Origin of the sequence: Achromobacter aegrifaciens (genome assembly GCF_902859735.1) — a bacterium.
Lineage (GTDB): Bacteria > Pseudomonadota > Gammaproteobacteria > Burkholderiales > Burkholderiaceae_B > Achromobacter > Achromobacter aegrifaciens.
In genome coordinates, this window is sequence record NZ_CADIJY010000018.1 from 63,169 (window position 1) to 86,415 (window position 23,247).

The window sequence follows — 23,247 nt, forward strand, 5'->3', positions numbered from 1 at the left end:
CAGGGGCGTCCAGGGGACGCCCCTTGATCTTTAGGGCTTGACCGCGTGTGTGGCGAGGAACGTCGGCAGGAAGCGGTCGATCAGGAAGCGCGGCTGGGGCTGTTCATCTTCATAAAACCCCTTCAGCAGGAATCCGGCTTCCAGCTGGCCGCCTATCTGTTCGCCCAGGCTGTGCCCGAACACCAGCGCGTCGCCCCGGCCTTGCTTTTCCGCCAGTTCCGATGCGCTCAGGTCGCGCAGGTCCGAGTAGGGCAGCCGGAAGCGCGGCCGGATCAGGCCCTGCTCGGCCAGTTCCGGCGCGCGGTCGCCGACGAACACGCCCGGGTTGTAGAAGCTGCTGAGCAGCCTGCCGCCATGCTTCAGCACCCTGAAGCACTCCCGCCAAACAGGCCGCACGTCGGGCACGTACAGGTTGGAGATCGGATGCACGATGCAGTCGAAGGACGCGTCGGCGAACGCCGAGAGATCCCGCATGTCTCCCTGCACGGTTGCGAGCGCCAGGCTGTCGCGGCGCGCGACCATGTCGTCCTGGGCCAGTTGCAGCGGCGAAGCGTCGAACACGGTCACGTCCGCGCCGGCCGCGGCCAGCACGGGCGCCTGTTGGCCGCCGGCGGAGGCCAGGCACAGGATGCGCGGAACCGGATACATCGCCGGCAGCCAATCCGCGGGCAGGGCGCGCGGCGTGATGTGCACCTGCCAGTCTCCGCGGCGCGCGGCCTCGATCGTTTCGGGGCCGACCGGTTGCGACCAGGCGCATTGCTGCGCGGCCTGGCGGTCCCAGGCGGCGCGGTTGTGTTCATAGATATCGATGGTGTCAGTCGCAGGCATTGCGTTTTCCTTCTGTCAAAAGGGGAAAACTGCCGATGGACACGCGATCCGCGAGCCTGTGCCCGAAGGGAGCAGGACGCGGCGCGCCGATAGGGGCCAGGTCCTGCAAGACATCAGAATCGAACAAGCAATGCGGCTCGCGCGCCAGGCAGCGAGGGGGGCAAGATGCGTGGGCATCCCGGCATTTACTTGTTCACTCTGAGTGCTCCGGTGGAAGGAGAGAAGGTTGCAAGCTTAACCGGGACGGCGCGGTGGGACAAACGGCCGCCCGCCGCCGGTTCATCGCGCGGCCGTCGCGCAGCTATGCGCCGCGCGGCGCCGTGATCACATGCGCCTGGATCTTTCCTGCGATGGGCCCCGCGCCATAGCGCGCACGCAGCGCATCGGTCGCGGCATGGACCGCCTGCCCCAGCATGTCCGCGCCGCGGGCCTCGATCTCGTTGCGCAGCGGCGTGCCCTGGCAATAGGCGATTGCAGCCGTCTGCGGCGTGTCGGCGCGGCTTTCGAATGCAATGGTTTCCAGCGTCTGGCGGCCGGTGAATCCGGCGCGGGCCAGGTCGGCTCTGATGACGGCCGCGTCGTAATAACCATGCGGAATCCGGCTCATGAACCTGGGGGGATCACCGGGGAACAGCCGCGCCAGGGCCTGTTCCACCGTATCGGCAAACGCGTTGTCCTCGATGCGGTCCCAGACGTTGAACAGGAAGGCGCCGCCCGGCCGCAAGACCCGACGCGCTTCGGCGTAGGCCGCAGCCTTGTCCGGCAGGAACATGTAGCCGAACTGGCACACCACGGCATCGAAGGCCTGGTCCTCAAAAGGCAGTTGCAGGGCGTCGGCCTGGCGCCAGGTGATGGCGCGGCTTGCGCCCAGCGTCTGGGCTTGTTCCAGCATGGCCGGGTTCAGATCGGTGGCGACGATGGCCGCGCCGGCGGGCAACTGCTCCGCGAGTTGGCGCGTCACTACGCCTGTGCCTGCGGCGATCTCCAGCACGGCCGCAGGATGCAGCGCCGCCGTTCGTGCGGCGATGTCTGCGGCATAGGGCTGGAAGACGAGAGGAACCATGTACCGCTGGTAGAACTGCGGGATGGATCCGGAGAAAACACGATCACTAGGAGCAGTGTTCATGATGTTCGACTCCAAAGCGGCCGCGCGGGGCGGTCTTCAGATTCAACGCAGCCGCGTCCTGCGGCTGGGAACACCATTTTAGGCGCGGCGCGGTCGCCTGGCGACCGGCGCCGGGTGTGGGCTCATGCCCCCAGCCGCGCCTGTTCCGCCGCCAGATAAGCGTCCCGCGACGGCAGCAGGTGCTCCCGGCACAGCGCCATCAATCCCTCCCGGTCGCCATCCCGCAGTGCGTGGATCATGGCCCAGTGTTCCTGGCGGGCGCGTTCGCGGTAGCCGGCCGCGGCCAGCGAACCGAAGCGGATGGGGTGGGTGCGGCGGGCGTATTCCTCGATGGCCTGGCCCAGCACCGCGTTGTCCAGCAAACCGAAGAACTCGCGATGAAAGCGCTGGTTGCTGCGGAACACGCGGCGCGCGTCGCCATCGGCTACCGCCGCATCGTGTTCGCGCTGCACGGCCACCAGCGCCGCCAGCCGCGCCTGCGGCACGGGCAGCGGGATCTGGCTGGCGGCATGCACTTCCAGCATTTGGCGCAGCGCATACAGCTCCATGACTTCGCGCACCGCGTATGCGCGCACGACCGCGCCGATGTTGCGCTTTTTTTCCACTACGCCCAGCGCCTCGAGGTCGGCCAGGACCTGGCGCACCACATGGCGCTTGAGCGAAAAGCGCGCCATGAGTTCATCTTCGGTCAGGCGCTGGCGCGGGTGCAGCCGGCCGAAGACAATGTCTTCTTCCAGGATGGCGACCGCGGCCGGCATCGGCATGGAGTCGGGTGCGATGGCGTCCATGGGCTTGCCGCCTACTTTTTCGGCACGGTGTCGCGCGTGACGGCGGCGCGCAGGAAGTCGAAGTCGACGCCCTGGTCGGCCTGGGTCACGGTCTGCAGGAACAGCTTGCGGTAGCCGCGTTCGGCGACGGGGCGGACGATGGGCTGGGCCACGGCGCGGCGCGCCAGTTCGGCGTCGTCCACCAGCAGCGCGATCTCGCGGTTGGCCACCGACAGGCGGATGCGGTCGCCGTTCTGCACGTAGGCCAACGGGCCGCCGATGGCGGCTTCGGGCGTGACGTGCAGCACGATGGTGCCGGCGGCGGTGCCGCTCATGCGGCCGTCGGAGATGCGCACCATGTCCTTCACGCCGGCGCGCGCCAGCTTCCTGGGGATGGGCATGTAGCCGGCTTCGGGCATGCCGGGCGCGCCGGTCGGGCCGATGCGCTTGAGCACCAGGATGTCTTCGGCGGTGACATCCAGCGCCTCGTCGTCGATGCGCCGCGCCATGTCCTCGGCGTCCTCGAACACGACGGCGCGGCCCTCGTGCTCCATCAGCTTGGGATTGGCGGCGGATTGCTTGATGATGGCGCCGCCCGGCGCCAGATTGCCGCGCAGCACGGCCAGGCCGCCCACCGGGTAGATGGGCGAGGCCGCGGTGCGGATCACGTCCTGCGCGAAGGCGGGCGGGGAGTCGTCGAGTTCCTCGCCCAGCGTGCGGCCCGACACGGTCAGCGCGTCCAGGTGCAGGTAGGGGCGCAGCTCGCGCAACAGGGCTGGCATGCCGCCGGCGTGGTGGAAGTCTTCCATGTAGTGCTGGCCGGAGGGCTTCAGGTCGACCAGCACGGGCGTTTCGCGGCTGATGCGGTCCAGGCCGGCCAGGTCGATGTCTATGCCCAGGCGGCCGGCGATCGCCGTCAGGTGCACGATGCCGTTGGTGGAGCCGCCGATGGCCAGCAGCACGCGCAGGGCGTTCTCGATGGATTTGCCGGTAAGGATGCGGTCGGGCGTCAGGCGCGAGGCGGCCATGGCGACCGCCGTGGCGCCGGTCTTCTCGGCGACGCGCACGCGGTCGGCGGTGACGGCCGGGGCCGACGCACCGCCGGCCACCATCATGCCCAGGGCTTCGGTGATGCAGGCCATGGTGCTGGCCGTGCCCATCACGGAACAGGTGCCCACGCTGGCGACCAGCTGGTTGTTCACGTCCGAGATCTCGGCCGCGTCGATCTCTTCGGCGCGGTAGCGGCCCCAGTAGCGGCGGCAGTCGGTGCAGGCGCCCACGCGCTCGCCGCGGTGCGAGCCGGTCAGCATGGACCCCGTGACCAGCTGGATGGCGGGCACGCCGGCAGACGCCGCGCCCATCAGCTGGGCCGGCACGGTCTTGTCGCAGCCGCCGATCAATACCACCGCGTCCATGGGCTGGGCCCGGATCATTTCCTCGGTGTCCATGGACATGAGGTTGCGCAGGTACATGCTGGTGGGCTGGGAGAAGCTCTCGTGCACCGAAATGGTGGGAAAGTCCATGGGCAGGCCGCCGGCCAGCATGACGCCGCGCTTGACCGCTTCGATCAGTTGCGGCGCGTTGCCATGGCAGGGGTTGTAGCTGCTGCCCGTATTGACGATGCCTATGATGGGGCGCGACAAGGCGTCGTCGGTCAAGCCCGCGCCCTTGATGAAGGCCTTGCGCAGGAACAGCGAAAAGCCGGTGTCGCCGTAGTTGGTGAGCCCGCGGGCCACGCCTCGAGCGGTGGCGCCGTCACTGCTGAAAGGGCCCGGCGCGGCTGCGTCTTTCTTGATCTCGTCCTTCATTATTTATCTCGATAATATTATTGATAATCTGATGGCGGCATCATATCCAGCCTTTGAAAGTGGCTGCAAGCGATTTATCGGCGCCTTTTAATTGATCCTGTATGTAGATCAGTCGATAGAAAAATTCTGATTCTTCAATCAAGAAGGTGAACCTACACTGGCGCGGTTGACGAGCCGGGCGTCCGTTTCATTCCTATACTCATCCCGGCAGGAGACCTACATGTCAGACCTGCGTCTGCGGCCGCGCCGCGCCGTGTTGTTTTCCCTGCTGGCCTTGTGCGCCGGCGTGTCCGCTCCCGCCCTGGCCGCCGACGCCTACCCCGACAAGCCCATCCGCATGATCGTGCCGTACCCGCCCGGAGGCGCGACCGACGTGATCGGCCGCGTGCTGGCGCAGGAGCTGACCGGCGCGCTGGGCCAGTCGGTGATCGTGGAGAACCGGGCGGGCGCCGCCGGCAACATCGGCGCCGACCAGGTCGCCAAGGCGCAGCCCGATGGCTATACGCTGCTGATGGGCGCGCTGACCAGCCATTCCATCAACGCCGCCTTGTACCGCGGCCGCGTCACCTATGACGTGGAGAAGAGCTTCGCGCCGGTGTCCATCGTGGGCACGGTGCCGCTGGTGTTCGTGGTGAATCCGTCGGTGCAGGCGAAAACGCTGGCCGAGTTCATCGCGCTGGCCAAGTCCAAGCCCGGGTACATCACCATGGGTTCGGCCGGCAACGGCTCGCCGCAGCATCTGGCCGCCGAAATGTTCAAGCGCACCGCCGGCGTGGACGTACTGCACGTACCCTACAAGGGCAGCGGCCCGGCGATGACCGACCTGATGGGCGGGCAGGTGCTCAGCATGATCGAGACCGTGCCCGCGGCACAGGGCAACATCAAGGCCGGCAAGCTGCGCGCGCTGGCGGTGACGTCGGCGCAACGCGTGGACGCGCTGCCGGACGTGCCGACCGCGGCGGAAGCCGGCCTGAAGGATTTCGAGGTCAGTTCGATGTTCGGCATCGTGGCGCCCGCCAATACTCCGGCGCCCGTGATCCAGCGCTTGAATGGCGAACTGAAGAAGATCCTGGCCAAGCCTGAGGTCCAGGCCTCGCTGCTGAACCAGGGCGCCATCGCCACCTGGACCACGCCGGCCGACGCCGGCGTCCGCGTGTCGGCCGAACTGGCGCGTTGGACCAAAGTCATCGACGACGCAGGCGTGAAGGGGGATTAATACCCCTAAAGTTGTGGCTATACGTCACCCGCCGGAAGTTCCGCCCGGAACCTCCGGCGATTTTGTTTGCGCGCGCGCTCGTGAAAGACGCAACAAGGCTTGCGCGCAAACTGGGGAATACGCACTGAAAAAAGGGTGGATGCAAACTTTTGCGCTATGAACCGCCAAAGGGGACGCAATAAACCGCAATAAAACCCTCGCGAGATTGTATACAGTGGTTGACCCCGAATAGACTAGGCCGTAATGTAGTTTGCGGGCCTTCCCGGGACGGCAGAAGGGGGATAACAATGACAGACGACCAGGACGAAAAGTCGATTCTGTACACGCATTTCGGAACGCACAGTCCGTATTGGCGTCTGTCCGCCGATAGCGACGCGTTCGAACTTGCAGCAGTCAAGGGCGCAGCCAATATCGCAATGGCATTGCGCCCGGAACAAGCCGAGACGATACGCAGCCTGACGGGCATCACTTCCAGCGTGCGCATCGACATCTCGTTGTACGGCGACATGCTCCGGCTCCATCTGGTGGGCCGCAAGATCAATCCCAACGAATGGGCCGGCACCGCGTCCGCCCATTCCGATACCGAATCCGTGGCCAAGGATCTGGTCGAAGGCCTGTCCTTCGCCGAGACCGTCGTGTCCGAGGCCAACTCGGTTATCGTCATCGTGGACCAGAACGGCCGGGTGCAACGCTTCAACAAGCTCAGCGAGGAATACACCGGCAAGCGCGAGCAGGACATCATCGGCCGCAGCGTGTTCGAGATGTTCATGACGCGCGAAGAGGCGATCGCCTCGCGCCGCAATATCGCCGAGTTCTACAAGCGCGGGCAATCCTACGAGGCCGAGCGCCTCATCAATACGGTCAAGGGGCCGCGCCTCTTCCTGTTCCGCAACAAGTTCGTCACCAGCGGCAGCGGCGAAAAGCGCGTCTACCTGATCTGCTCGGGCACCGACATCACCGAGGAACGCCAGGCGCAGGAGCGCCTGCGGGTGCTGGCCAACACCGACATGCTGACCAACCTGCCCAACCGCCACGCGATCACCACGCGGCTGAAGACGGCGTTGGCGGCGGGGCAGGATGGACGGGGCGGCGTGCTGTTCCTGGACCTGGACAATTTCAAGCGCATCAACGACCACTACGGCCACGGCTTCGGCGATCGGCTGTTGAAGTCGGTCGCGGTCGCGATTTCCTCCTGCCTCTCCGAAGGCCAGACCCTGGCGCGGTTGGGCGGCGACGAATTCATCGTGCTGCACGAGGCCGCGCAGACCTGGGAACTGGAGGCGACCGCCCAGCGCATCATCGAACGGCTGCGCGAGCCTTTCCGCCAGGGGCTGATCGAGGTCTACACCAGTTGCTCCATCGGCATCGCCATGTATCCCGACCACGGCGCCGACCTGGACAGCGTGGTGCGCAGCGCCGACATCGCCATGTATGTGGCCAAGGAAGCGGGACGCCATACCTACCGCGTATTCCAACCCGAGATGGACCGCCGCAACGCGGACTACGTCTGGCTGGACACCAATCTGCGCAAGGCGCTGGCCGAAGACCATCTGATGCTGTACTACCAGCCCAAGCTGGCCGGCCGCAACGGCGAGGTCGATGGGGTCGAAGCCCTGGTGCGCTGGCGCTCGCCGGAGCGCGGCATGGTCGGCCCCAGCGTCTTCATTCCCTATGCCGAGGAATCCGGCCTGATCTCGCCGCTGGGCGTGTGGGTCATGCGTGAAGCGGCCAGGCAGGCCGCGGCCTGGAAGCGCGACGGCCTGAACATCCGCATCGCCATCAACGTGTCGGCGCGGCAGTTGAACGACAAGGGCGTGGTCAGCGACTTCATGCGCGCCATCGGCGACGCCAGTCTGGATCCCTGCCTGCTGGACATCGAACTGACCGAAAGCTGCCTGATCGACGACGAAGGCGCCGCCATCGAACTGATCAAGCAGTTCCGGCAACTGGGCGCGCGCGTTCATCTGGACGACTTCGGCACGGGCTATTCCTCGCTGTCGCAGCTTGCCCGCATTCCGCTGGACGCGATCAAGCTGGACGCCAGCTTCGTGCGCGGCGTCAACGAGAACCCCGTGTCGCAGGCGCTGGCGCGCGCCATCGTCGCGGTGGCGCGCACGCTGGAGTTGAAGGTGATCGCCGAGGGCGTGGAAACGACCGAAGAGGCCGTGTTCGTCGACACCCTGGGCGTGGACGCCAAACAGGGCTACCTGTACGCCAAGCCCATGCCGGCGGCGGAGTTCACCGCCTGGCTGGCTCAGCGCCGCCGGCTGCATCTCATTGCCTGACGCAGCCGGCAGCGCCTTACCGCATCAATGCATGGTGGCTTCCAGCGCGGACTCCGCGCTGGAAGAACTGCGGCGGTTCTGCGCCATCACCAGGCGTTCCATGTAGGCGCGGTCCTTCGGGTCGATCGAGAACGCGGCCTCGACCCAATCTTCGGTAATGTCCATCAGCTCCGAGCGCGACAAGCTCAGCACGCGCTGGCGCGCGCGCAGCATGGCGCGCATGCCGTTGAGCTTGGGCCGCATCACGTCGATGAAGGTGCGGGTGGCTTTGTAGGCGTCGCCCGGCTCGAACAGCACGTCGACCAGGCCGCGGCCATGGAACCATTCGGCAGTGTGGGATTCGCCCGTGCCTATCAGTTCCTCGGCCAGCTTCATGCCCGAGCGCCGCGCCACCAGCGAGTAGCCGCCCATGCCAGGGAAGAGGTTGAACGCCATTTCAGGAAAGCCCATGCGGGCGGTGTTCTGCGCCAGCACGAAGTGGTGCGCCAACGCGGCCTCGAAGCCGCCGCCCAGGGCGGTGCCTTCGATCATCGCCAGCGAGATCGCGCCGGTGTCGAAGCCGCGGGTGGCGGCATGCACGCAATCCACGCAAGCCCGGGCGTACGCCCGCAGCGCTTCGCGCTTGCCGGTGCGTATGGCTTCCGCGAAGAAATTCAGATCGCCGCCCACGTTGTAGATCTGAGGAACGAGCGAGCCGGTGACCCAGAAATCGATGGGCAGGCCGGAGTCCTTGGCGGCGCGCGCCAAAGTCATGATCTCGTCGATCAGTTCATGGTTGAAGCACGGACGCGGTTGAGCGCGCAGCATCATCCACATGACCCGACGTCCCTCCTCGTAGAACGCCGAGAGCTGCTTCAGGTTGCCTGCGGCGGTGAAGGGGTGGCAATCCGGATGAATGAGTTGATTCATTTACTTTCGTCCAATTGATCAAGGTGAGTCGGAGTACTACGGGATCAGCCTAATACAGACCTTCCGGCTCTCGTCTCATGCAAACCTCGTCCAGCTGGCCAGACTTGTCCGTAAGTCAAAGGCCCGAGTGATCAACGGAGAAACGCGATGAGCGGACGCAACCGCTCAACCCATCAGGCGATGGGGGCATGGGTAAAACGGATGAGGGATACACGCAAATTCGCGGCTATCGGGGCGATGCGCCGCGCGCGCGCCAAAGGCTGCGCGCTCATGCGTAGGGATGAGGGATGGCGCGGCCGAGCGGCCGCGCGCGGACTTGCGTTTTGCGGTTCTGGGATGGGCCGGGTCAGGCGACGCCGCCGTTGGCGCGCAGGATCTGGCCGTTGACCCAGCCTGCCTCGGGGCCTGCCAGGAACGACACCACGTTGGCGATGTCATCGGGCTGGCCCAGGCGTTCCAGCGGGGGCATCTTGGCGTAGTGCTCGATCAGCTCGGGACTCTTGCCGTTCAGGAAGAGGTCGGTGGCGACGGGGCCGGGCGCCACCGCGTTGACGGTGATGCGGCGGCCGCGCAATTCCTTGGCGAACACTTGGGTCAGGCTTTCCACCGCCGCCTTGCTGGCGATGTAGACGGAGTAGTTCGGCAGGTTGAGCGCGATGGTGGTGCTGGACACGTTGACGATGCTGCCTCCGTCGGCCAAGCGCGTGGCAGCTTCGCGCAGCGTGTTGAAGGTGCCGCGGGTGTTGATGCCGAAGGTCTGCTCGTAGAGCTCGTCGCTGGTCTCGGCCAGCGGCACCATCTTCAGGATGCCGGCGCTGTTGACCAGGACGTCGATGCGGCCCAGTCCCGCTTCCACCTGGTCGAACATGGCGCGCACCTGGTCCGCCCGGGACACGTCGGCGCGCACTGCCAGGGCGCGGCCGCCCGCGGCGCGGATTTCGTCGGCAAGCGCCTCGGCCTCGGCGGCGCTGGAGGCGTAGTTGATGGCGACGGCGTGGCCGTCGCGCGCCAGGCGGCGGACGATGGCGGCGCCTATGCCGCGCGATCCGCCGGTGACGAGCGCGATGCGTTGCGTGGCCTGGGTGTTCATGTCGTATCTCCGGTTGGATGGGGGTGAGGCGTATCTTGAACTATTCCAGAAAAAAGATAATTACTCTATATTCGCTAACATAATTTCATCTGCATTAATAATGGGCGAGTGACAATGGACCGGTTCCAGGAAATGCAGGTGTTCGTGCGCATCGCCGAAAGGCGTAGCTTTTCCAAGGCGGCAGAGGACCTGCAGATTCCGCGGCCCACGGTCACCAATCTGGTCAAGCGGATGGAAGCGCGCCTCGGGGCGCGGCTGCTTGAACGCACCACGCGCCAGGTGCGGCTGACCCATGATGGCGAGGCCCACTACCAGCGCTGCGTGCGGCTCCTGGCGGATCTGGAAGAGGCCGACGGCGCCTTCCTGGACACCTCGCCCAAGGGCCTGTTGCGCGTCAATGCGCAGGGCACGCTGGCCAGGTTCTTCGTCATGCCCGGCCTGCCGGCCTTTCTGGAACGCTATCCCGACATCGTGCTGCAACTGGGCGAGGACGACCGGCTGGTGGACCTGGTGCGCGAAGGCGTGGACTGCGTGCTGCGCACCGGCACGCTGCAGGATTCCTCGCTGGTGGGGCGCCAGATCGCGCTGATGCCGCAGGTCACGGTGGCCAGCCCCGCCTATCTGGCGCGCCACGGCGAGCCGCGGCGGCTGGAAGATCTGGAAGGCCATCGGGCGGTGGACTACCTGTCCAGCGCCACTGGGCGCAGCCTGCCGCTCGATTTCATGGTCGACGGCAAGAACGTGCAGGTACGCCCCAGGGCCGTGGTCAGCGTGACTGGCGCGGAGCTCTACACCGGTGCGGCGCTGGCCGGCCTGGGATTGGTGCAGGTGCCGCGCTACCGCGTCGAGCGCGAGCTGGCGGCGGGCGAGTTGAAGATCGTGCTGCCCGGCGCGCCGCCCGCGCCCATGCCTGTGTCGGTGCTGTATCCGCAGAACCGCCAGGTGTCGGCGCGGGTGCGCGTCTTCACGCAATGGCTGGCGGAGGTCATCGCAGCCGGCCTGGCTCAGACGATGCCGGTCAGGTAGTACACCGCGATCGCCAGGAAGACCGAAGTGGTCGATATCAGCGTGATGGCGAAGATGTCGCCGTAGGACTGCCGGTGCGTCAGGCCCGTGACCGCCAGCAACGTGATCACCGCGCCGTTGTGCGGCAGCGTGTCCATGCCGCCGCTGGCCATGGCGGCGATCCGGTGCAGCACTTCCATCGGGATGCCCGCCGCGTGGGCGCTGTCGATGAAGGTCTGCGCCATGGCCGCCAACGCGATGCTCATGCCGCCCGAGGCGGAACCCGTGATGCCGGCCAGCGAGGTCACGGCCACCGCCTCGCCCACCAACGGGTCGGGAATGGCCTTGAGCGCGTCGGCCACCAGCAGGAAGCCGGGCAGGGCGGCGATGACGCCGCCAAAGCCGTATTCCGCTGCGGTGTTCATCGAGGCCAGCAACGCGCCCGACACCGCGCTCTTGCTGCCTTCGGCGAAATGCGCCTTGATGCCGCGGAACGAGAACAGCAGGATGGTGACGATGCCCGCGATCAGCGCGCCCATCACCGCCCACAGCGCCACCTGGTCCTCGGCGTTGACGGGCATGGGCTTGGGCAGGCCCGGCAGCGCGACTTCGGAGCCTGCCGGATACCAGTCCGGTATCCAGCGCGTCAGCAGGTAGTTGGCGACGCCCACCACCACCAGCGGCAGCAGCGCGATCAGCGGATGGTGCTCGCGTTCATTGGGCGGCGTGACCGGTTCGTTGCGCAGGTCGGTGCCGTAGGTCTCGCCCGCGGCTGCCGCGCGCTTGCGCCGCCACTCCAGGTAGGCGATGCCGGCGGTCAGCGTGAAGCAGGCGCCGATCAGGCCCAGCCACGGCGCGGCCCAGGTGGTGGTTTCGAAGAAAGTGGTGGGGATGATGTTCTGGATCTGCGGCGTGCCGGGCAGCGCGGTCATGGTGAACGTGAACGCGCCCAGCGCGATCGCGCCCGGCATCAGCCGTTTCGGGATGCCGCCCTGGCGGAACATCTCGGCCGCGAACGGATACACCGCGAACACCACCACGAATAGCGAGACGCCGCCGTAGGTCAGCACCGCGCAGACCAGCACGATGGCCATGATGGCGCGTTCGGCGCCGATCAGGCGCAGCACTGCCTGCACGATGGCGCGCGAAAAGCCCGACAGCTCGATCAGCTTGCCGAACACGGCGCCCAGCAAAAACACGGGGAAGTAGAGCTTGGCGAAGCCCGCCATGCGCTCCATGAAGATGCCCGAGAACACGGGCGCCAGCGCCGACGGGTCGGTCAGCAGCACCGCGCCCATGGCCGCGATGGGCGCGCACAGGATCACGCTATAGCCTCGATACGCCGCCAGCATCAGGAACGCCAGCGCCGCCACCACGATGAACAATCCGGTCATTCGGTACTCCGGGAATGAAGAGATAAGGGGTGTGGGGCTACACCTTACCGCATCGAGCCGGATGCCTTGTTTACAGCGGCCGCGATTCAGCGTTCCAGCAGCGCGTGCGCCTGGCGGGCGATGTCCAGGTCGATCGCGGCGTCTTCGCCGCCGCCCATGAACCAGGCGGCGGAAAGTCCGCACCAGGCCAGGATCCATTGCAGCAGCCTGCGGCGCTCCAGGCCCGACTGCGCGACGATGAGCTCCAGCCGCCGTTCGAAGCGCCCAGGCACGATGGCGACGGGCGGAACCGGATCCGCCAGGTCCGGGTTGCAGAAGATGTTGGCGTAGTCGAAGGCGCGCTCGCCATGCAGGCGCTTGGGGTCGATGACCAGCCAGCCGCGTTCGCCGAAGTCCAGGATATTGTCGTGGTGCACGTCGCCGTGCAGCACCGTCAGGTCGCGCGGATTGTCGAGCAGGGCGCGGGCGTGGCGGGCGCTGTGCGTCAGGATGCCGCCCTGCGCCTGCGCCATCGGCCATAGTTCCTCGAACCATTCTTCCAGCGGACGCAGCGTGGGCAGCGGCCGGGCGCGCGGCGCGTGCAGATCCTGCAGCACGCCGCAGATGATGCGGGTGGCCTCGTCGTCGCGCCCGTTGCGGGCGTAGTCCGCCAGCGAGCGCGTGCCGGTGGCCCGCTCCAGCAGGATGGCTGCGTCGTCGTGAGCCAGCACGCGCGCCGCGCCCTGGCCGTCCCACCAGCGCATCAGCACGCCGCCTTGCTTTTCGTCTTCCTCGTGCGAGACCTTGAGCATGGCGGGCAGGCCGCGATGGCGCACGGGCAGCAACTGGGCGGCGTGCGTGATGACGGGAGCGCCGTCGGGAGTGAGTTGCCAGCGGGAAAGGTAGGTGTCGAACATGGGGCGCCGGAAGTGCCTGGATGGACCCCTATAGTAGAGCTGGGCGCGGCGCGGCCTGCGTCGCGCCTTGCCGCGGCAGCAGTGCCGTGATCGCCGCCGCCAAAGCGTTGCCCGCCGCACTGGCGACGATGGGCAGCAGATAGGAGCCGCTGAGGTCGTACGCATGGCCCGCCGCCACCGGACCGATCAGCGTTCCGAACGCCACGCTGGTGTAGAGCGCGCCGATGATGCCGCTGACGTGGCGGCCGCCGAAGTAATCCATGACCACCGCCGGCATCAGCGCCACCCAGCCGCCGTAGAACGCGCCGAACACCAGGGCGAACAAAGCCAGCGTCCAGAACTGGCCGCAAGCGCCCCATAGCGCCAGCGACGCCGCCATGCCGCCATACATCGTGGCGAGCGAGGCGCGCCGGCCCAGGCGGTCGGCCAGCGTGCCCAGCAGGAATCGGCCGGCCGTGCTGCCCACGCCGACCAAGCCCAGCAGCAGCACGGCCAGCCCCGGCGCGATCCCATGATCCAAGGCGTACGGGATGAGATGCACGAAAGGCACGAAGACGCCGAAGGCGCCGGCCATGGCTGCCAGGTACAGCAGCAGGAAGACCCTGCTGCGGATGGCGGTGAGCACCGGCACGCCGGCGGGCGGGGAGGCCGGCGCTGTGCGGACGACGGAGGCTGCGTCGCCGTCAGGTTGCAGTCCGCGGTCTTGCGGCGAATTTTCAACCCAGCGCGCCGCGGCGCAGCCCAGGACAGTCACCGCCGCGGCCAGCGCCAGATACGCGGCGCGCCAGCCCCACAGTTCGATCAGCGCCGACGCCAGCGGCGGCACCAGCAACGTGCCCACGCCGATGCCGCTGACCGCCAGCCCCGAGGCCAGCCCGCGGCGGCGCAGGAACCAGCGCTGCACCGCGCCCACCACCGGCACATAGGCGCAGCCCACGCCCAATCCGACGCCCAGGCCGTAGGCCAGGTAGATCTGCATCATGCTCTGCGCGGCGCTGGCAAGCGCCAGGCCCAGCGCCACCAGCAGCATGCCTATCCAGGCCATGCGGCGCGAGCCGTAGCGGTCCGCCAGCGGGCCGCTGACCACGCCGAACCCGAAGTAGAGAAAGCCCGCCAGCGAGAACACCAGCGATACCGCGCCGCGCGTGGCGGAGAAGTCGCGTTGCAAGGCGTCGACGAAGGCGCTGAAGGAATAGGCGCTGCCAAAGCCCAGCAAGGTGATGGCGAAGGCCGCGGCCACCACCCGCCAGCCGTGGAAGATCCGGCTGGCGCCGGGTTGCGCATGCATGTTCATCTTGGGCCTCACAGTGCCGGCCGGCGCAGATGCCAGCTTGTCGCCGCCTGGAAAGCGGTGCCTAAGCGGAACAGCACGGGCTCGCCCAGATGGGCCGCCACCAGTTGCAGGCCCATGGGCATGCCGACTTCGCACTGCCCGGCGGGCAGCGTCAGGCAGGGATGGCCGGTCATGTCGAACACGCAGGTATAACGTTGCAGCGCTTCGACCAGTCCGGGCTGTAGTCCCAGGACGCTGATGGCTTCGAGCGTGAGCGGCGCCATGGGCTGCACTGGCGTCAGCAGCGCATCGACGCGGCCGAACAAGGCGTCGACCTTGCCTCGCATGGCCATGCGACGCAACAGGATGCGCTGGTAGTCGAGGCCGGATAGCGAGCGTCCCGCTTCGATCACGCCGGCCAGCACCGGTCCGTACTCCGCCTTGCGGGATGGATAGGTGCTGGCGTGCGCCACCGCCGCTTCGACCGCGCAGAGCGGCGCCCAGTCGCGCACGGCCTGCGCCGCGTCTTCGATGGGGAACTGCAGCGGCACCAGGGTTGCGCCCAGCTGTTCGAAGGCCTGCATTGCCGATTCCATCATGCGTTGAGTCTGCGCATCGACGTTGCGGTGGTTCCAGTTCATATCCACGCCGATCCGCAGGCCGGCAGCGGGAACGGCGGCCTCCAAGGCGTAGCGCGGCACGGGCGCTTGCAACGCGGTCGGATCCTTCGCGTCGGGTCCGGCAATCGCTTCCAGCAGCGCCGCGGCGTCGGCCGCGCTGCGCGCGATGACGCCGGCGTGATCCAGCGAGGCCGCCAGTTCGAACATGCCGTGGCGGCTGACACGGCCCCAGGTCGGCTTGATGCCGGTCAGCCCCGCGGCCGCGCAAGGCCAGCGGATGGAACCGCCGGTGTCCGAGGCGGTCGCGCCGAAGCACAAGCCCGCGGCCGTCGCCGCCGCCGATCCGCTGGATGAGATGCCGATCCAGTAACCCGCGTGCCAGGGGTTGCGCGGCGGCGCGACGTCGGGGTGATGGTCGGAGTACGCGCCTTCGGTCATTTGCAGCTGCCCCAGCAGCACGGCGCCCGCGTCGCGCAGGCGGCTGGCTACCGTGGCGTCATGGTCGGCGGGCACGCCCCGGTGGATCGCGGCGCCGGCAGCCGTCGGCACGCCCTTGCGCCGGAACAGGTCCTTCAGCGCGAGGGGGACGCCATGCAGGGGGCCGCGGTAGCGCCCCTGGCGTATTTCGATTTCGGCGGCCTGGGCTTCCTGCAGCGCAGAGGCCGCGGTCACATGGGCATAGCTGCGCAGGCCGCCGTCCAGCGCTTCGATGCGCCGCAGTTGCGCGCGCGTGATCTCTACCGGCGAGACCGCGCCCGCCCGGATCAGGGCGGCGAGCGCCAGCAGATCGAGTTGGTGCAGGTCGGCGGCCTTGATGTCTTCCGTATAGTTCATCTATTCTTTATCCATCTTCTATTCGTCACAGACCCGATCAAGTTAATGTCTGCTGGACCAGCGTACAAACCATGATTTCTATTCGATTTGAATTAGAAAAACTAAATCATTGAACTCTTCGGAAATGACCGCTCCACGACTGCCTCCGCTCAACGCGTTGCGCGCCTTTGAAGCCGCGGCCCGCCATCTGTCGGTGAAGGACGCGGCGCAGGAGCTATGCGTGACGCCCGGCGCGGTCAGCCAGATGATCAAGTCGCTGGAGCAGCATCTGGGCGTGGCGCTGTTTCTGCGCGTGAACCGCGGCATTCAGTTGACGGATGCCGGCCACGGTTACCTGCCGCCGGTGCGCAACGCCTTCCGCCAGATCCTGGCCGCGTCCGCCCGTGTCGCCCAGCCGCCCGAGAGCCGCGTGCTCACCCTCAGCACCACCGCGTTCTTCGCGTCGGCCTGGCTGATCCCCCGACTGCATGACTTCCATGCCCGCCATCCGGAGATCGACCTGCAGCTCGTCACCAGCAATGCGCTGGCGGCCTTCGGCCGGGACGGCGCGGACATCGCGATCCGCCACGGACTGGGCCGCTATGCGGGACTGCAAAGCGAACACCTGCTGACCGTGGAAGTCGTGCCGGTGGCATCGGCCGGCTTGGTGGCGAAGCTGGGGATGCCGGCTGGCGCGCGGGAACTGCTGCGCTGGCCGCGCGTGCATGACGAAGCGCGCAACGGCTGGCAACTGTGGTTTGCGGCGCAGGGCGTGGAGGACGCGGGCATGCCGCGTGGGCCCGCGTTCGATGATGGCAGCCTGCTGTTGCAGGCCGTGGCCGCTGGCCAGGGCGCAGGACTGCTGCCCGTGGCGATGGTGCAGGATGACGTGGCTGCTGGACGCCTGGTCCGGCTGGCCGGCGACGCCTGGCTGGAGGAGTTTGGCTACTACCTCGTGTGGCCGGGCAGGGGCGCCATGCCGGAAAAGGCGCGGGTGTTTCGCGATTGGCTGCTGGAAAGCGGCCTGGGGGAGCCAGCCTGAAACGCTACGGCGCGGCCGATGATAGCGCCGCCGCCTTGCGCGCCAGTTCGGCCACGCCGAAGCTGGTCGCGAGCGAATGATCGTCCAATGCTTCCAGCGGCACCCAGCGGGCGTCGGCGGCATCGTCGCCCGCCACCGGCTCGCCGGATTGCCAGCGGCACAGCACCGCGATCAGGATGAAGTGGCGGCGCAGCGCGCCCGCGTCGTCGCGGTCGTAGACGTCCACCGCGTCGAACACGTGCAGCGGTTGCGCACGCACGCCGGTTTCTTCCAGCAGTTCACGCGCGGCGGCGGCAAGCACGCCTTCGCCCGCGTCGATCTTGCCGCCGGGGAAGGCCCAGCGGCCCTGGTCAGGCGGGTTGGCGCGTTGCACCAGCAGCACGCGGCCGTCGCGCACGACTGCTGCGATGGTGGCGGCGATGGGACGCTGGGGCGGGGACGCGGTCATGCGAGGTTCCTTTTCGTGGCGGAGGCCTGGGTATGCCAGGGTACGCCAACCCGGCCTTAGCGCAAATCCCCGTAGTGCCGGACCGGTCGCTGGTGCACACTGTCAACCGCGCCAGCATGAGCGCATCAAAAAGGGGGCGGGAGGGCAGCATGGATACACCGGACCGGCAGTTGCGCTATTTCTTGCGCATCGCGGAACTCAAATCGCTATCGCGTGCTGCGGAGGACCTGGACCAGACCCAGTCCGGGCTGAGCCGGCAACTGGCGGCGCTGGAGGCCCACGTGGGCAAGCCGCTGTTCGTGCGCACTGGCCGCGGCGTGGAATTGACCGAAGCCGGCGCGCGGCTGCTCGACGGCATCCAGCCCGCCTATCGGAACATCGACCGGGTACTGGAGGCCGTGCGCCAGCGCGAAGGCGTGACGCAGGGAACGGTCCGGCTCGCCACCGTGCACACGCTCAGCTACTACTTCATGGCCGAGGTGGTCGCCAGTTTCGTCAGCAGCCATGAACACGTGAACCTGTCGGTGATGGGCCGCAGTTCGCCCGAGGTGGTGGCGCTGGTCGAAAGCGGCAAGGCGGACGTGGGCTTCGTCTACGACGCGGCAGTCGCCTCGGACAACCTGGCGTCGGCCACGCTGTTTGACGACGACATGTGCCTGATCGTGCGCGGCGAGGTGCAACTGCCGGACGACGTCGACCTGGCCGGCATGGATCTGCGGCTGGTGGGCTTTCCGCCGCATTACGCGCTGCGCAAGATGATCCACAGCGCGGGGCTGGAGCCGGAGTTCGTGGCCGAGGCCGAAACCATAGACGCCATGCTCAAGCTGGTGTCCTCGGGCGTGGGCGCCTGCATCCTGCCGTCCCGCATCCCCGACAAGCTGCTGACCGAGTACGGCCTGCGCAAGGTCCGGGTCCAGAGCCCCATCTTGCGGCGGCGCGTGGTCGCCATCACGCTGGCCAACCGCCAGCCCCTGCCGCTGGTGAGCGAGCTGCTGGCCGTCGCCCACCGCATCGCGGCGCAATAGCCGGCCTGGCGGGTCGAATAGCAGCTATGACCGTGGCTGCATGGCTGTATTGCGCATGGCTTTCCATACTGTGCATACCTCGCGCGGCGTCCGGTGGCGCCGATGGCGCGGGCATTACACAGGGGAAGACATGAGCACCGCATTACGAGAGAAATCCTATTTCGACACCCGCGCCACGCAGGAAATGGCGCACCATCTGCGCGCCGTGCCGCGCAGCATCCAGGAAACCATGGCCTATGCCTGTCGCATCCTGGCCATGACCGAGCAGGAAGCCGGGCTCGCCGGCCAGATCAGCGTGCGTTCGCAGCGTCCGGGGGCCTACTGGACCCTGCGCTTCGGGCTAGGCTTTGACGAAGCCACGCCGGCCGACTTCATCGAAGTAGACCGCGACCTGCACACGCTGACGGGCGAGGGCATGGCCAACCCGGCCACCCGCTTTCACCTGTGGGTATACGAAGCGCGGCCCGACGTGCAATCCATCATCCACACGCATTCGCCGTGGGCCTCGGCGCTGGCCGCGGCGCGCCAGCCGCTGGTGATCTCGCAGATGGACATGACGCCCTTGCACGACGACTGCGCCTTCCTGGGGGAATGGCCAGGCGTGCCGATCGCTGACCAGGAAGGGGTGATCATCTCCGGCGCGCTGGGCAAGAAGCGCGCCATCATCCTGGCGCATCACGGCTACCTGACGGCCGGCGTGTCTTGCGAAGAGGCGACCTACCTGTCGGTCTACCTGGAACGCGCGGCGCGCATGCAGATCCGCGCGCAGGCCTTCGGCCCGCTGACGCCGGTGGACGACGCGCTGGCGCGCGAAGCGCACGACTATCTGCTCAAGCCCTCGATCGTCAATGCGACGTTCAATTACTGGGCCCGGCAGACGCATGGCATTGCGCCCTTGCCGCTGCCCGCCGCCTGATACCGCGCAGCCCCATTCCTCCAGAACTTTTTTCGGGGAGTCATGATGATGACGACCAAGCCTGCGGCTGCGCGCTCGCGCCGCGATTACGTGACGGCCGGACTGGCCAGCATGATGGGCACCACCATCGAGTGGTACGACTTTTTCCTTTACGGCACCGCTGCCGCGCTGATTTTCAACAAGATCTTCTTTCCTTCCTTCGATCCGCTGACGGGCACGCTGGCGGCGTTCGCCACTTATTCCGTGGGCTTTTTCGCGCGGCCGCTGGGCGGCGTGATCTTCGGCCACTACGGCGACAAGATCGGCCGTAAATCCATGCTGCTGATCACCCTGTTGCTGATGGGCGTGCCCACCATCCTGATCGGACTGATCCCTTCCTATGAACAGATCGGCTACTGGGCCGCGGTGCTGCTGGTGCTGATGCGCTTCCTGCAAGGCATCGCGGTCGGCGGCGAATGGGGCGGGGCAGTGCTGATGGCGGTGGAGCATGCGCCGGATGGCAAGAAGGGCTTTTTCGGCAGCCTGCCGCAAGCCGGCGTGGCGCCGGGCCTGATCCTGTCGTCGCTGGCGATGGGGGCGGTCGCGACCTTGCCCGAGGCCGACATGCTGGCCTGGGGCTGGCGCCTGCCTTTCCTGGCCAGCGTGGTTCTGCTGCTGGTGGGCTGGTTCATCCGGGTCAAGGTGGCCGAGTCGCCAGACTTCGAGCAGATGAAGGAGAAGGGCGCCAAGGTCGAAGTGCCGGTGGCGGAAGTCCTGAAGCACCATCGCCGCGCGCTGCTGGTGGTGGTGGGCGCAAGGCTGGCGGAAGTGACCTGGTTCTATACCGTGGTGACGTTCTCGCTGGCCTACGCCACGGGCACGCTGGGCATTGCGCGTTCCGTGATGCTGGACGCCACGATCTGGGGCGCGGCCGTGGCGCTGTTCACCATGCCGCTGTTCGGCATGCTGGGCGACAAGATCGGGCACAAGTGGGTGTTCATGGCCGGCACCCTGGGCATCCTGGCGTGCGCGCCGGTGTTCTTCCATCTGCTGGGCACGCGGGACACGGGCTGGATCATCCTGGCGGTTTGCCTGGCAGTCGGCCTGGTCTACGCTTGCTTGTACGGGCCGGAAGGCACCTTGTTTTCCAGCCAGTTCCCGGCCGAGGTGCGCTACACGGGCATATCGCTGGCGGTACAGGTGTCCGGCGCCATCGGCGGCGGCCTGGCGCCCATCGTGGCGACCTGGCTGCTGGCCAAGGGCGGGGGCGATCCCCAGTACGTGGTGTGGTACCTGAGCATCCTGGGTGTGATCGCCCTGTTCAGCGCCTGGCTGATGCGCAGCGAGGCGCCTGCGGTTGCGGCCTTGCGGGTGCCGGCCCGCGCCAAGCTGAGGACGCCATGATTGTGGACGCCATGAAGACCATCGACTATTACTTCTGGATGAACTCCGACTGGGCCTACCTCGGCGCCGACAGGCTGGAGGCGCTGGCGGCGCGCCAGCAGGCGGTGATCCGCTACCTGCCGGTGGACCTGCCCGAGGTCTACGCCCGCACCGGCGGCATCCTGCTGGGCCTGCGCGCACCTGAGCGCCAGGCTTACCGCGTGACGGAGCTGGCGCGCTGGTGCCGCAAGCTGGACATCCGCGTCAATCCGCAACCGGCCTATATGTGCCCGGATGCCAGCCTGGCTTCGCGCATCGTCATCGCGGCGGACCATGCCGGCCTGCCGGTGGCGGCGCTGTACAAGGCGATCCTGAAAGCGGAGTGGTGCGACGAGCAGGACATCTCCGACGAGGCCACCCTGCGCGCCATCCTGGCACAGCAGGGGCTGGATGCTCCGGCGCTGCTGGCCGCGGCGGCCGAGCCCGGCATCGAGGCCGTCTACCGCCGCAACACCAACGACGCGGTCGCGGCTGGGGTGTTCGGATCGCCGTCGTATGTGTACCGGGGCGAAGTGTTCTGGGGGCAGGACCGGCTGGAGATGCTGGAGGAGGCGGTGGCGGCGTAGGCTGGGAGGCGTCAGCGCGCCGTAGAGGCCGCTGCCGGCTGCTGCTGCCTGGCGTGAGCCAGGAAATTGGCCGCAACGACGATGTCTTCGTCGTTGCGGCGGTCTTCCTTCATGTAGGGGACGCGCTCGCGGAAGTCATGCCGCAACGCGCCAGTGCCTGTCCCGACGGCGAAATCGGGATGCTTGGCGACGCGCAAGTCCACCGCCTGGGCGGCGTGCATCAGTTCCACCGCGAGCAGGGTGGTCAGCCGGTCGATCTGAGCGGCCACTCTGCGGCCCGTGGCGGGGGCATTGGTCCCCACGTCTTCGATATTGCCGGCCTGGGGCTGCACATCGGTGGCGATCGGCAGCGCCAGTACCCGTATCTCGGCGGCAAGCGACGAGACGGTTTTCTGGATCGGGCCATATCCGATCGAGCCATTGCCCGGGCTGAGAAACCGCGGCAGCCCGGTGAACGCCGTATCGGTCAACCGAAGCGTGCGCTGCGCCGACAACTGGGCCATCTGTGACAAGGCCACGCCCATGCTCTGCAAGGGCAGCGCCCAGGCACTGGGATCGAATCCGGCGTTGGGAATCACGGCGCCCTGGACTGGACCCTGCGTGACGTAGAACTGCAATTCATAAGGCTGGGCATCGCTTGCGGGCCGGGCATCCAGCGCCACGGTAGGGTTGTCGTCGGAACTATTGATCTGCAGCAGCAGTTGTCGCTGCAGCAGCTCCAGCATGTCCCGGGCGGCCCCATGGGCCTGGCTCACCGTGCGAAAGCTCAACGGATCCTGCAGCGCGCGTTTCGGGTCCTGCCGCCACAGCGAGCTGCCACGCAACAGCGTGAGGATATGTTGGGCCGTGCTTACCTGCCCGTCATACGGGCGTTGGGCCTGGGACGCGGACAACAGCGGAGCGAGGTTGCCGTCCAGCCCTTCAAGCGACAGCGCGGCGACCGCATCGGCCTGGGAAAGCAGCCTGGCGGCGTCCAACGCCGCCAGCGACGCGACGGCGGCGCCATAGGCATTGGAACTGACGATGGCCAGCGCGTCTTTGCCGAAGGGTTGTATCGGCGTCAGCCCCGCCTGACGCAATGCCTGCGACGCGGGCAGGCGCTGACCGCCGTAGTAGGCCTGGCCTTCGCCCATCATCGCCAGTCCGATCTGCGGAAGAATCGTAATGTCGGCCTGCCCGACCGAGCCCTCGCCGAACATGACGGGGGTCACCCCGCGATTGAGAAACTCGGCGTACTGGCGCAGCACGGCAGGCTGCAATCCGGCGCCGCCGAACAGGGCCGTGTTCAGCCGGATGAGCATCGCGGCCCGCGTGACTTCCTGGGGCGCCTCGCTGCCGTAGGCGGCGCTGTGCGAGCGCAGCAGGTTGCGGTTGAACTGCTCCGACAGCTTGCGGACCTCGGGCGAAATCGCGCCGCCCTGGAATATGGTCTGGTCCTTGTTCAGACCCACGCCCCGGTTCAATCCGTACACCGGGCGGTCCAACCGGGCATACGCCAGCAGCAGCTCATAGGAGCGTTCCGCCCGCTGCATTGCGTCGTCGGCCACCGTCACGCGGCAGCCTTGCCTGGCCACGGATTCGATCTGCGCCAGGGTCAGCGAGCGGCCGTCCAGCTCGACTGGCGCGCAGGCGGCTGCGGTGGCGGCCAATGGCCAGAGCAAGGCGCCGAGCAGGGCGGCGCCCAGTGAACGGCGGATGAGTGCGCCATGGAGGCGGGTAGGGGAGAACGGTGAGTTCAGCGTGGGCATTGCGACTCCTGGCATGACGGAAGTTACGGATGCTGTGGATGCGGCGCGCC

20 protein-coding genes are annotated in these 23,247 nt (G+C 67.3%); 8 read left to right on the top strand and 12 right to left on the bottom strand.

What is annotated here, in order from left to right; genetic code table 11:
- Positions 1-30: 30 nt before the first annotated feature.
- From HV766_RS27700 to HV766_RS27715, 4 genes are all read right to left on the bottom strand, one after another.
- Positions 31-828 (bottom strand): class I SAM-dependent methyltransferase, encoded by a 798-nt coding sequence (locus HV766_RS27700; RefSeq protein WP_175182212.1) that lies wholly within the window; start codon positions 826-828, stop codon positions 31-33.
- Between the two features lie 301 nt (positions 829-1,129).
- Positions 1,130-1,954 carry a class I SAM-dependent methyltransferase gene (locus tag HV766_RS27705; protein WP_119451805.1) on the bottom strand — a complete coding sequence of 275 codons (825 nt, stop codon included), beginning with the start codon at positions 1,952-1,954 and terminating at the stop codon, positions 1,130-1,132.
- 122 nt (positions 1,955-2,076) lie between these two features.
- A complete protein-coding gene (locus HV766_RS27710) occupies positions 2,077-2,742 on the bottom strand; it encodes a GntR family transcriptional regulator (RefSeq protein WP_054459076.1) in 666 nt (221 codons plus the stop codon).
- A gap of 11 nt (positions 2,743-2,753) precedes the next feature.
- Positions 2,754-4,529 (bottom strand): IlvD/Edd family dehydratase, encoded by a 1,776-nt coding sequence (locus HV766_RS27715; RefSeq protein WP_175182213.1) that lies wholly within the window; start codon positions 4,527-4,529, stop codon positions 2,754-2,756.
- Positions 4,530-4,749: 220 nt separating this feature from the next.
- Between HV766_RS27715 and HV766_RS27720 the strand changes: the two genes are divergently transcribed.
- Together HV766_RS27720 and pdeR are read left to right on the top strand one after the other, a co-directional pair.
- Entirely contained in the window at positions 4,750-5,745 is a 996-nt protein-coding gene (locus HV766_RS27720; RefSeq protein WP_175182214.1) for a Bug family tripartite tricarboxylate transporter substrate binding protein, read from the top strand.
- Between the two features lie 287 nt (positions 5,746-6,032).
- A complete protein-coding gene (gene pdeR / locus HV766_RS27725) occupies positions 6,033-8,030 on the top strand; it encodes a cyclic di-GMP phosphodiesterase (RefSeq protein WP_175163628.1) in 1,998 nt (665 codons plus the stop codon).
- Between the two features lie 24 nt (positions 8,031-8,054).
- Here pdeR and HV766_RS27730 read toward each other — a convergent pair whose 3' ends face one another.
- A complete protein-coding gene (locus tag HV766_RS27730; protein WP_054459094.1) occupies positions 8,055-8,939 on the bottom strand; it encodes a crotonase/enoyl-CoA hydratase family protein in 885 nt (294 codons plus the stop codon).
- Positions 8,940-9,285: 346 nt separating this feature from the next.
- Entirely contained in the window at positions 9,286-10,029 is a 744-nt protein-coding gene (locus HV766_RS27735; RefSeq protein WP_119451801.1) for an SDR family oxidoreductase, read from the bottom strand.
- A 114-nt stretch (positions 10,030-10,143) separates the two neighbouring features.
- Here HV766_RS27735 and HV766_RS27740 point away from each other — a divergent pair, with 114 nt between their 5' ends.
- Entirely contained in the window at positions 10,144-11,055 is a 912-nt protein-coding gene (locus tag HV766_RS27740) for a LysR family transcriptional regulator (RefSeq protein ID WP_054459096.1), read from the top strand.
- Here HV766_RS27740 and HV766_RS27745 read toward each other — a convergent pair.
- From HV766_RS27745 to HV766_RS27760, 4 genes are all read right to left on the bottom strand, one after another.
- Positions 11,034-12,428, bottom strand: coding sequence for a GntP family permease (locus tag HV766_RS27745; protein WP_175163626.1), 1,395 nt, complete (start codon positions 12,426-12,428; stop codon positions 11,034-11,036). The genes HV766_RS27740 and HV766_RS27745 overlap by 22 nt on opposite strands.
- A gap of 86 nt (positions 12,429-12,514) precedes the next feature.
- A complete protein-coding gene (locus tag HV766_RS27750; protein ID WP_175182215.1) occupies positions 12,515-13,324 on the bottom strand; it encodes an aminoglycoside phosphotransferase family protein in 810 nt (269 codons plus the stop codon).
- 28 nt (positions 13,325-13,352) lie between these two features.
- Positions 13,353-14,618 carry an MFS transporter gene (locus HV766_RS27755; protein ID WP_175182216.1) on the bottom strand — a complete coding sequence of 422 codons (1,266 nt, stop codon included), beginning with the start codon at positions 14,616-14,618 and terminating at the stop codon, positions 13,353-13,355.
- A gap of 8 nt (positions 14,619-14,626) precedes the next feature.
- Positions 14,627-16,051, bottom strand: coding sequence for an amidase (locus HV766_RS27760; RefSeq protein WP_175182217.1), 1,425 nt, complete (start codon positions 16,049-16,051; stop codon positions 14,627-14,629).
- 124 nt (positions 16,052-16,175) lie between these two features.
- Between HV766_RS27760 and gcvA the strand changes: the two genes are divergently transcribed.
- Positions 16,176-17,072 carry a transcriptional regulator GcvA gene (gcvA, locus tag HV766_RS27765; protein ID WP_054459106.1) on the top strand — a complete coding sequence of 299 codons (897 nt, stop codon included), beginning with the start codon at positions 16,176-16,178 and terminating at the stop codon, positions 17,070-17,072.
- A 4-nt stretch (positions 17,073-17,076) separates the two neighbouring features.
- On the opposite strand, the gene HV766_RS27770 is transcribed toward gcvA, so the two are convergent.
- Positions 17,077-17,520, bottom strand: coding sequence for an NUDIX hydrolase (locus tag HV766_RS27770; protein WP_175182218.1), 444 nt, complete (start codon positions 17,518-17,520; stop codon positions 17,077-17,079).
- Between the two features lie 149 nt (positions 17,521-17,669).
- On the opposite strand from HV766_RS27770, the gene HV766_RS27775 reads away from it, so the two are divergent.
- The 4 genes from HV766_RS27775 (at position 17,670) to HV766_RS27790 (ending at position 21,449) form a co-directional block, all read left to right on the top strand.
- Positions 17,670-18,545 carry a LysR family transcriptional regulator gene (locus HV766_RS27775; RefSeq protein ID WP_175163616.1) on the top strand — a complete coding sequence of 292 codons (876 nt, stop codon included), beginning with the start codon at positions 17,670-17,672 and terminating at the stop codon, positions 18,543-18,545.
- Between the two features lie 130 nt (positions 18,546-18,675).
- Positions 18,676-19,461 (top strand): aldolase, encoded by a 786-nt coding sequence (locus HV766_RS27780; protein ID WP_054459111.1) that lies wholly within the window; start codon positions 18,676-18,678, stop codon positions 19,459-19,461.
- 45 nt (positions 19,462-19,506) lie between these two features.
- A complete protein-coding gene (locus HV766_RS27785; RefSeq protein ID WP_175182226.1) occupies positions 19,507-20,844 on the top strand; it encodes an MFS transporter in 1,338 nt (445 codons plus the stop codon).
- Positions 20,845-20,855: 11 nt separating this feature from the next.
- On the top strand, positions 20,856-21,449 hold the full coding sequence (locus tag HV766_RS27790; RefSeq protein WP_119451794.1) for a 2-hydroxychromene-2-carboxylate isomerase: 594 nt from the start codon (positions 20,856-20,858) through the stop codon (positions 21,447-21,449).
- 11 nt (positions 21,450-21,460) lie between these two features.
- Here the strand turns inward: HV766_RS27790 and HV766_RS27795 are convergent, their stop codons facing one another.
- Positions 21,461-23,197, bottom strand: coding sequence for an HAL/PAL/TAL family ammonia-lyase (locus tag HV766_RS27795; protein WP_175182219.1), 1,737 nt, complete (start codon positions 23,195-23,197; stop codon positions 21,461-21,463).
- Positions 23,198-23,247: the final 50 nt, after the last annotated feature.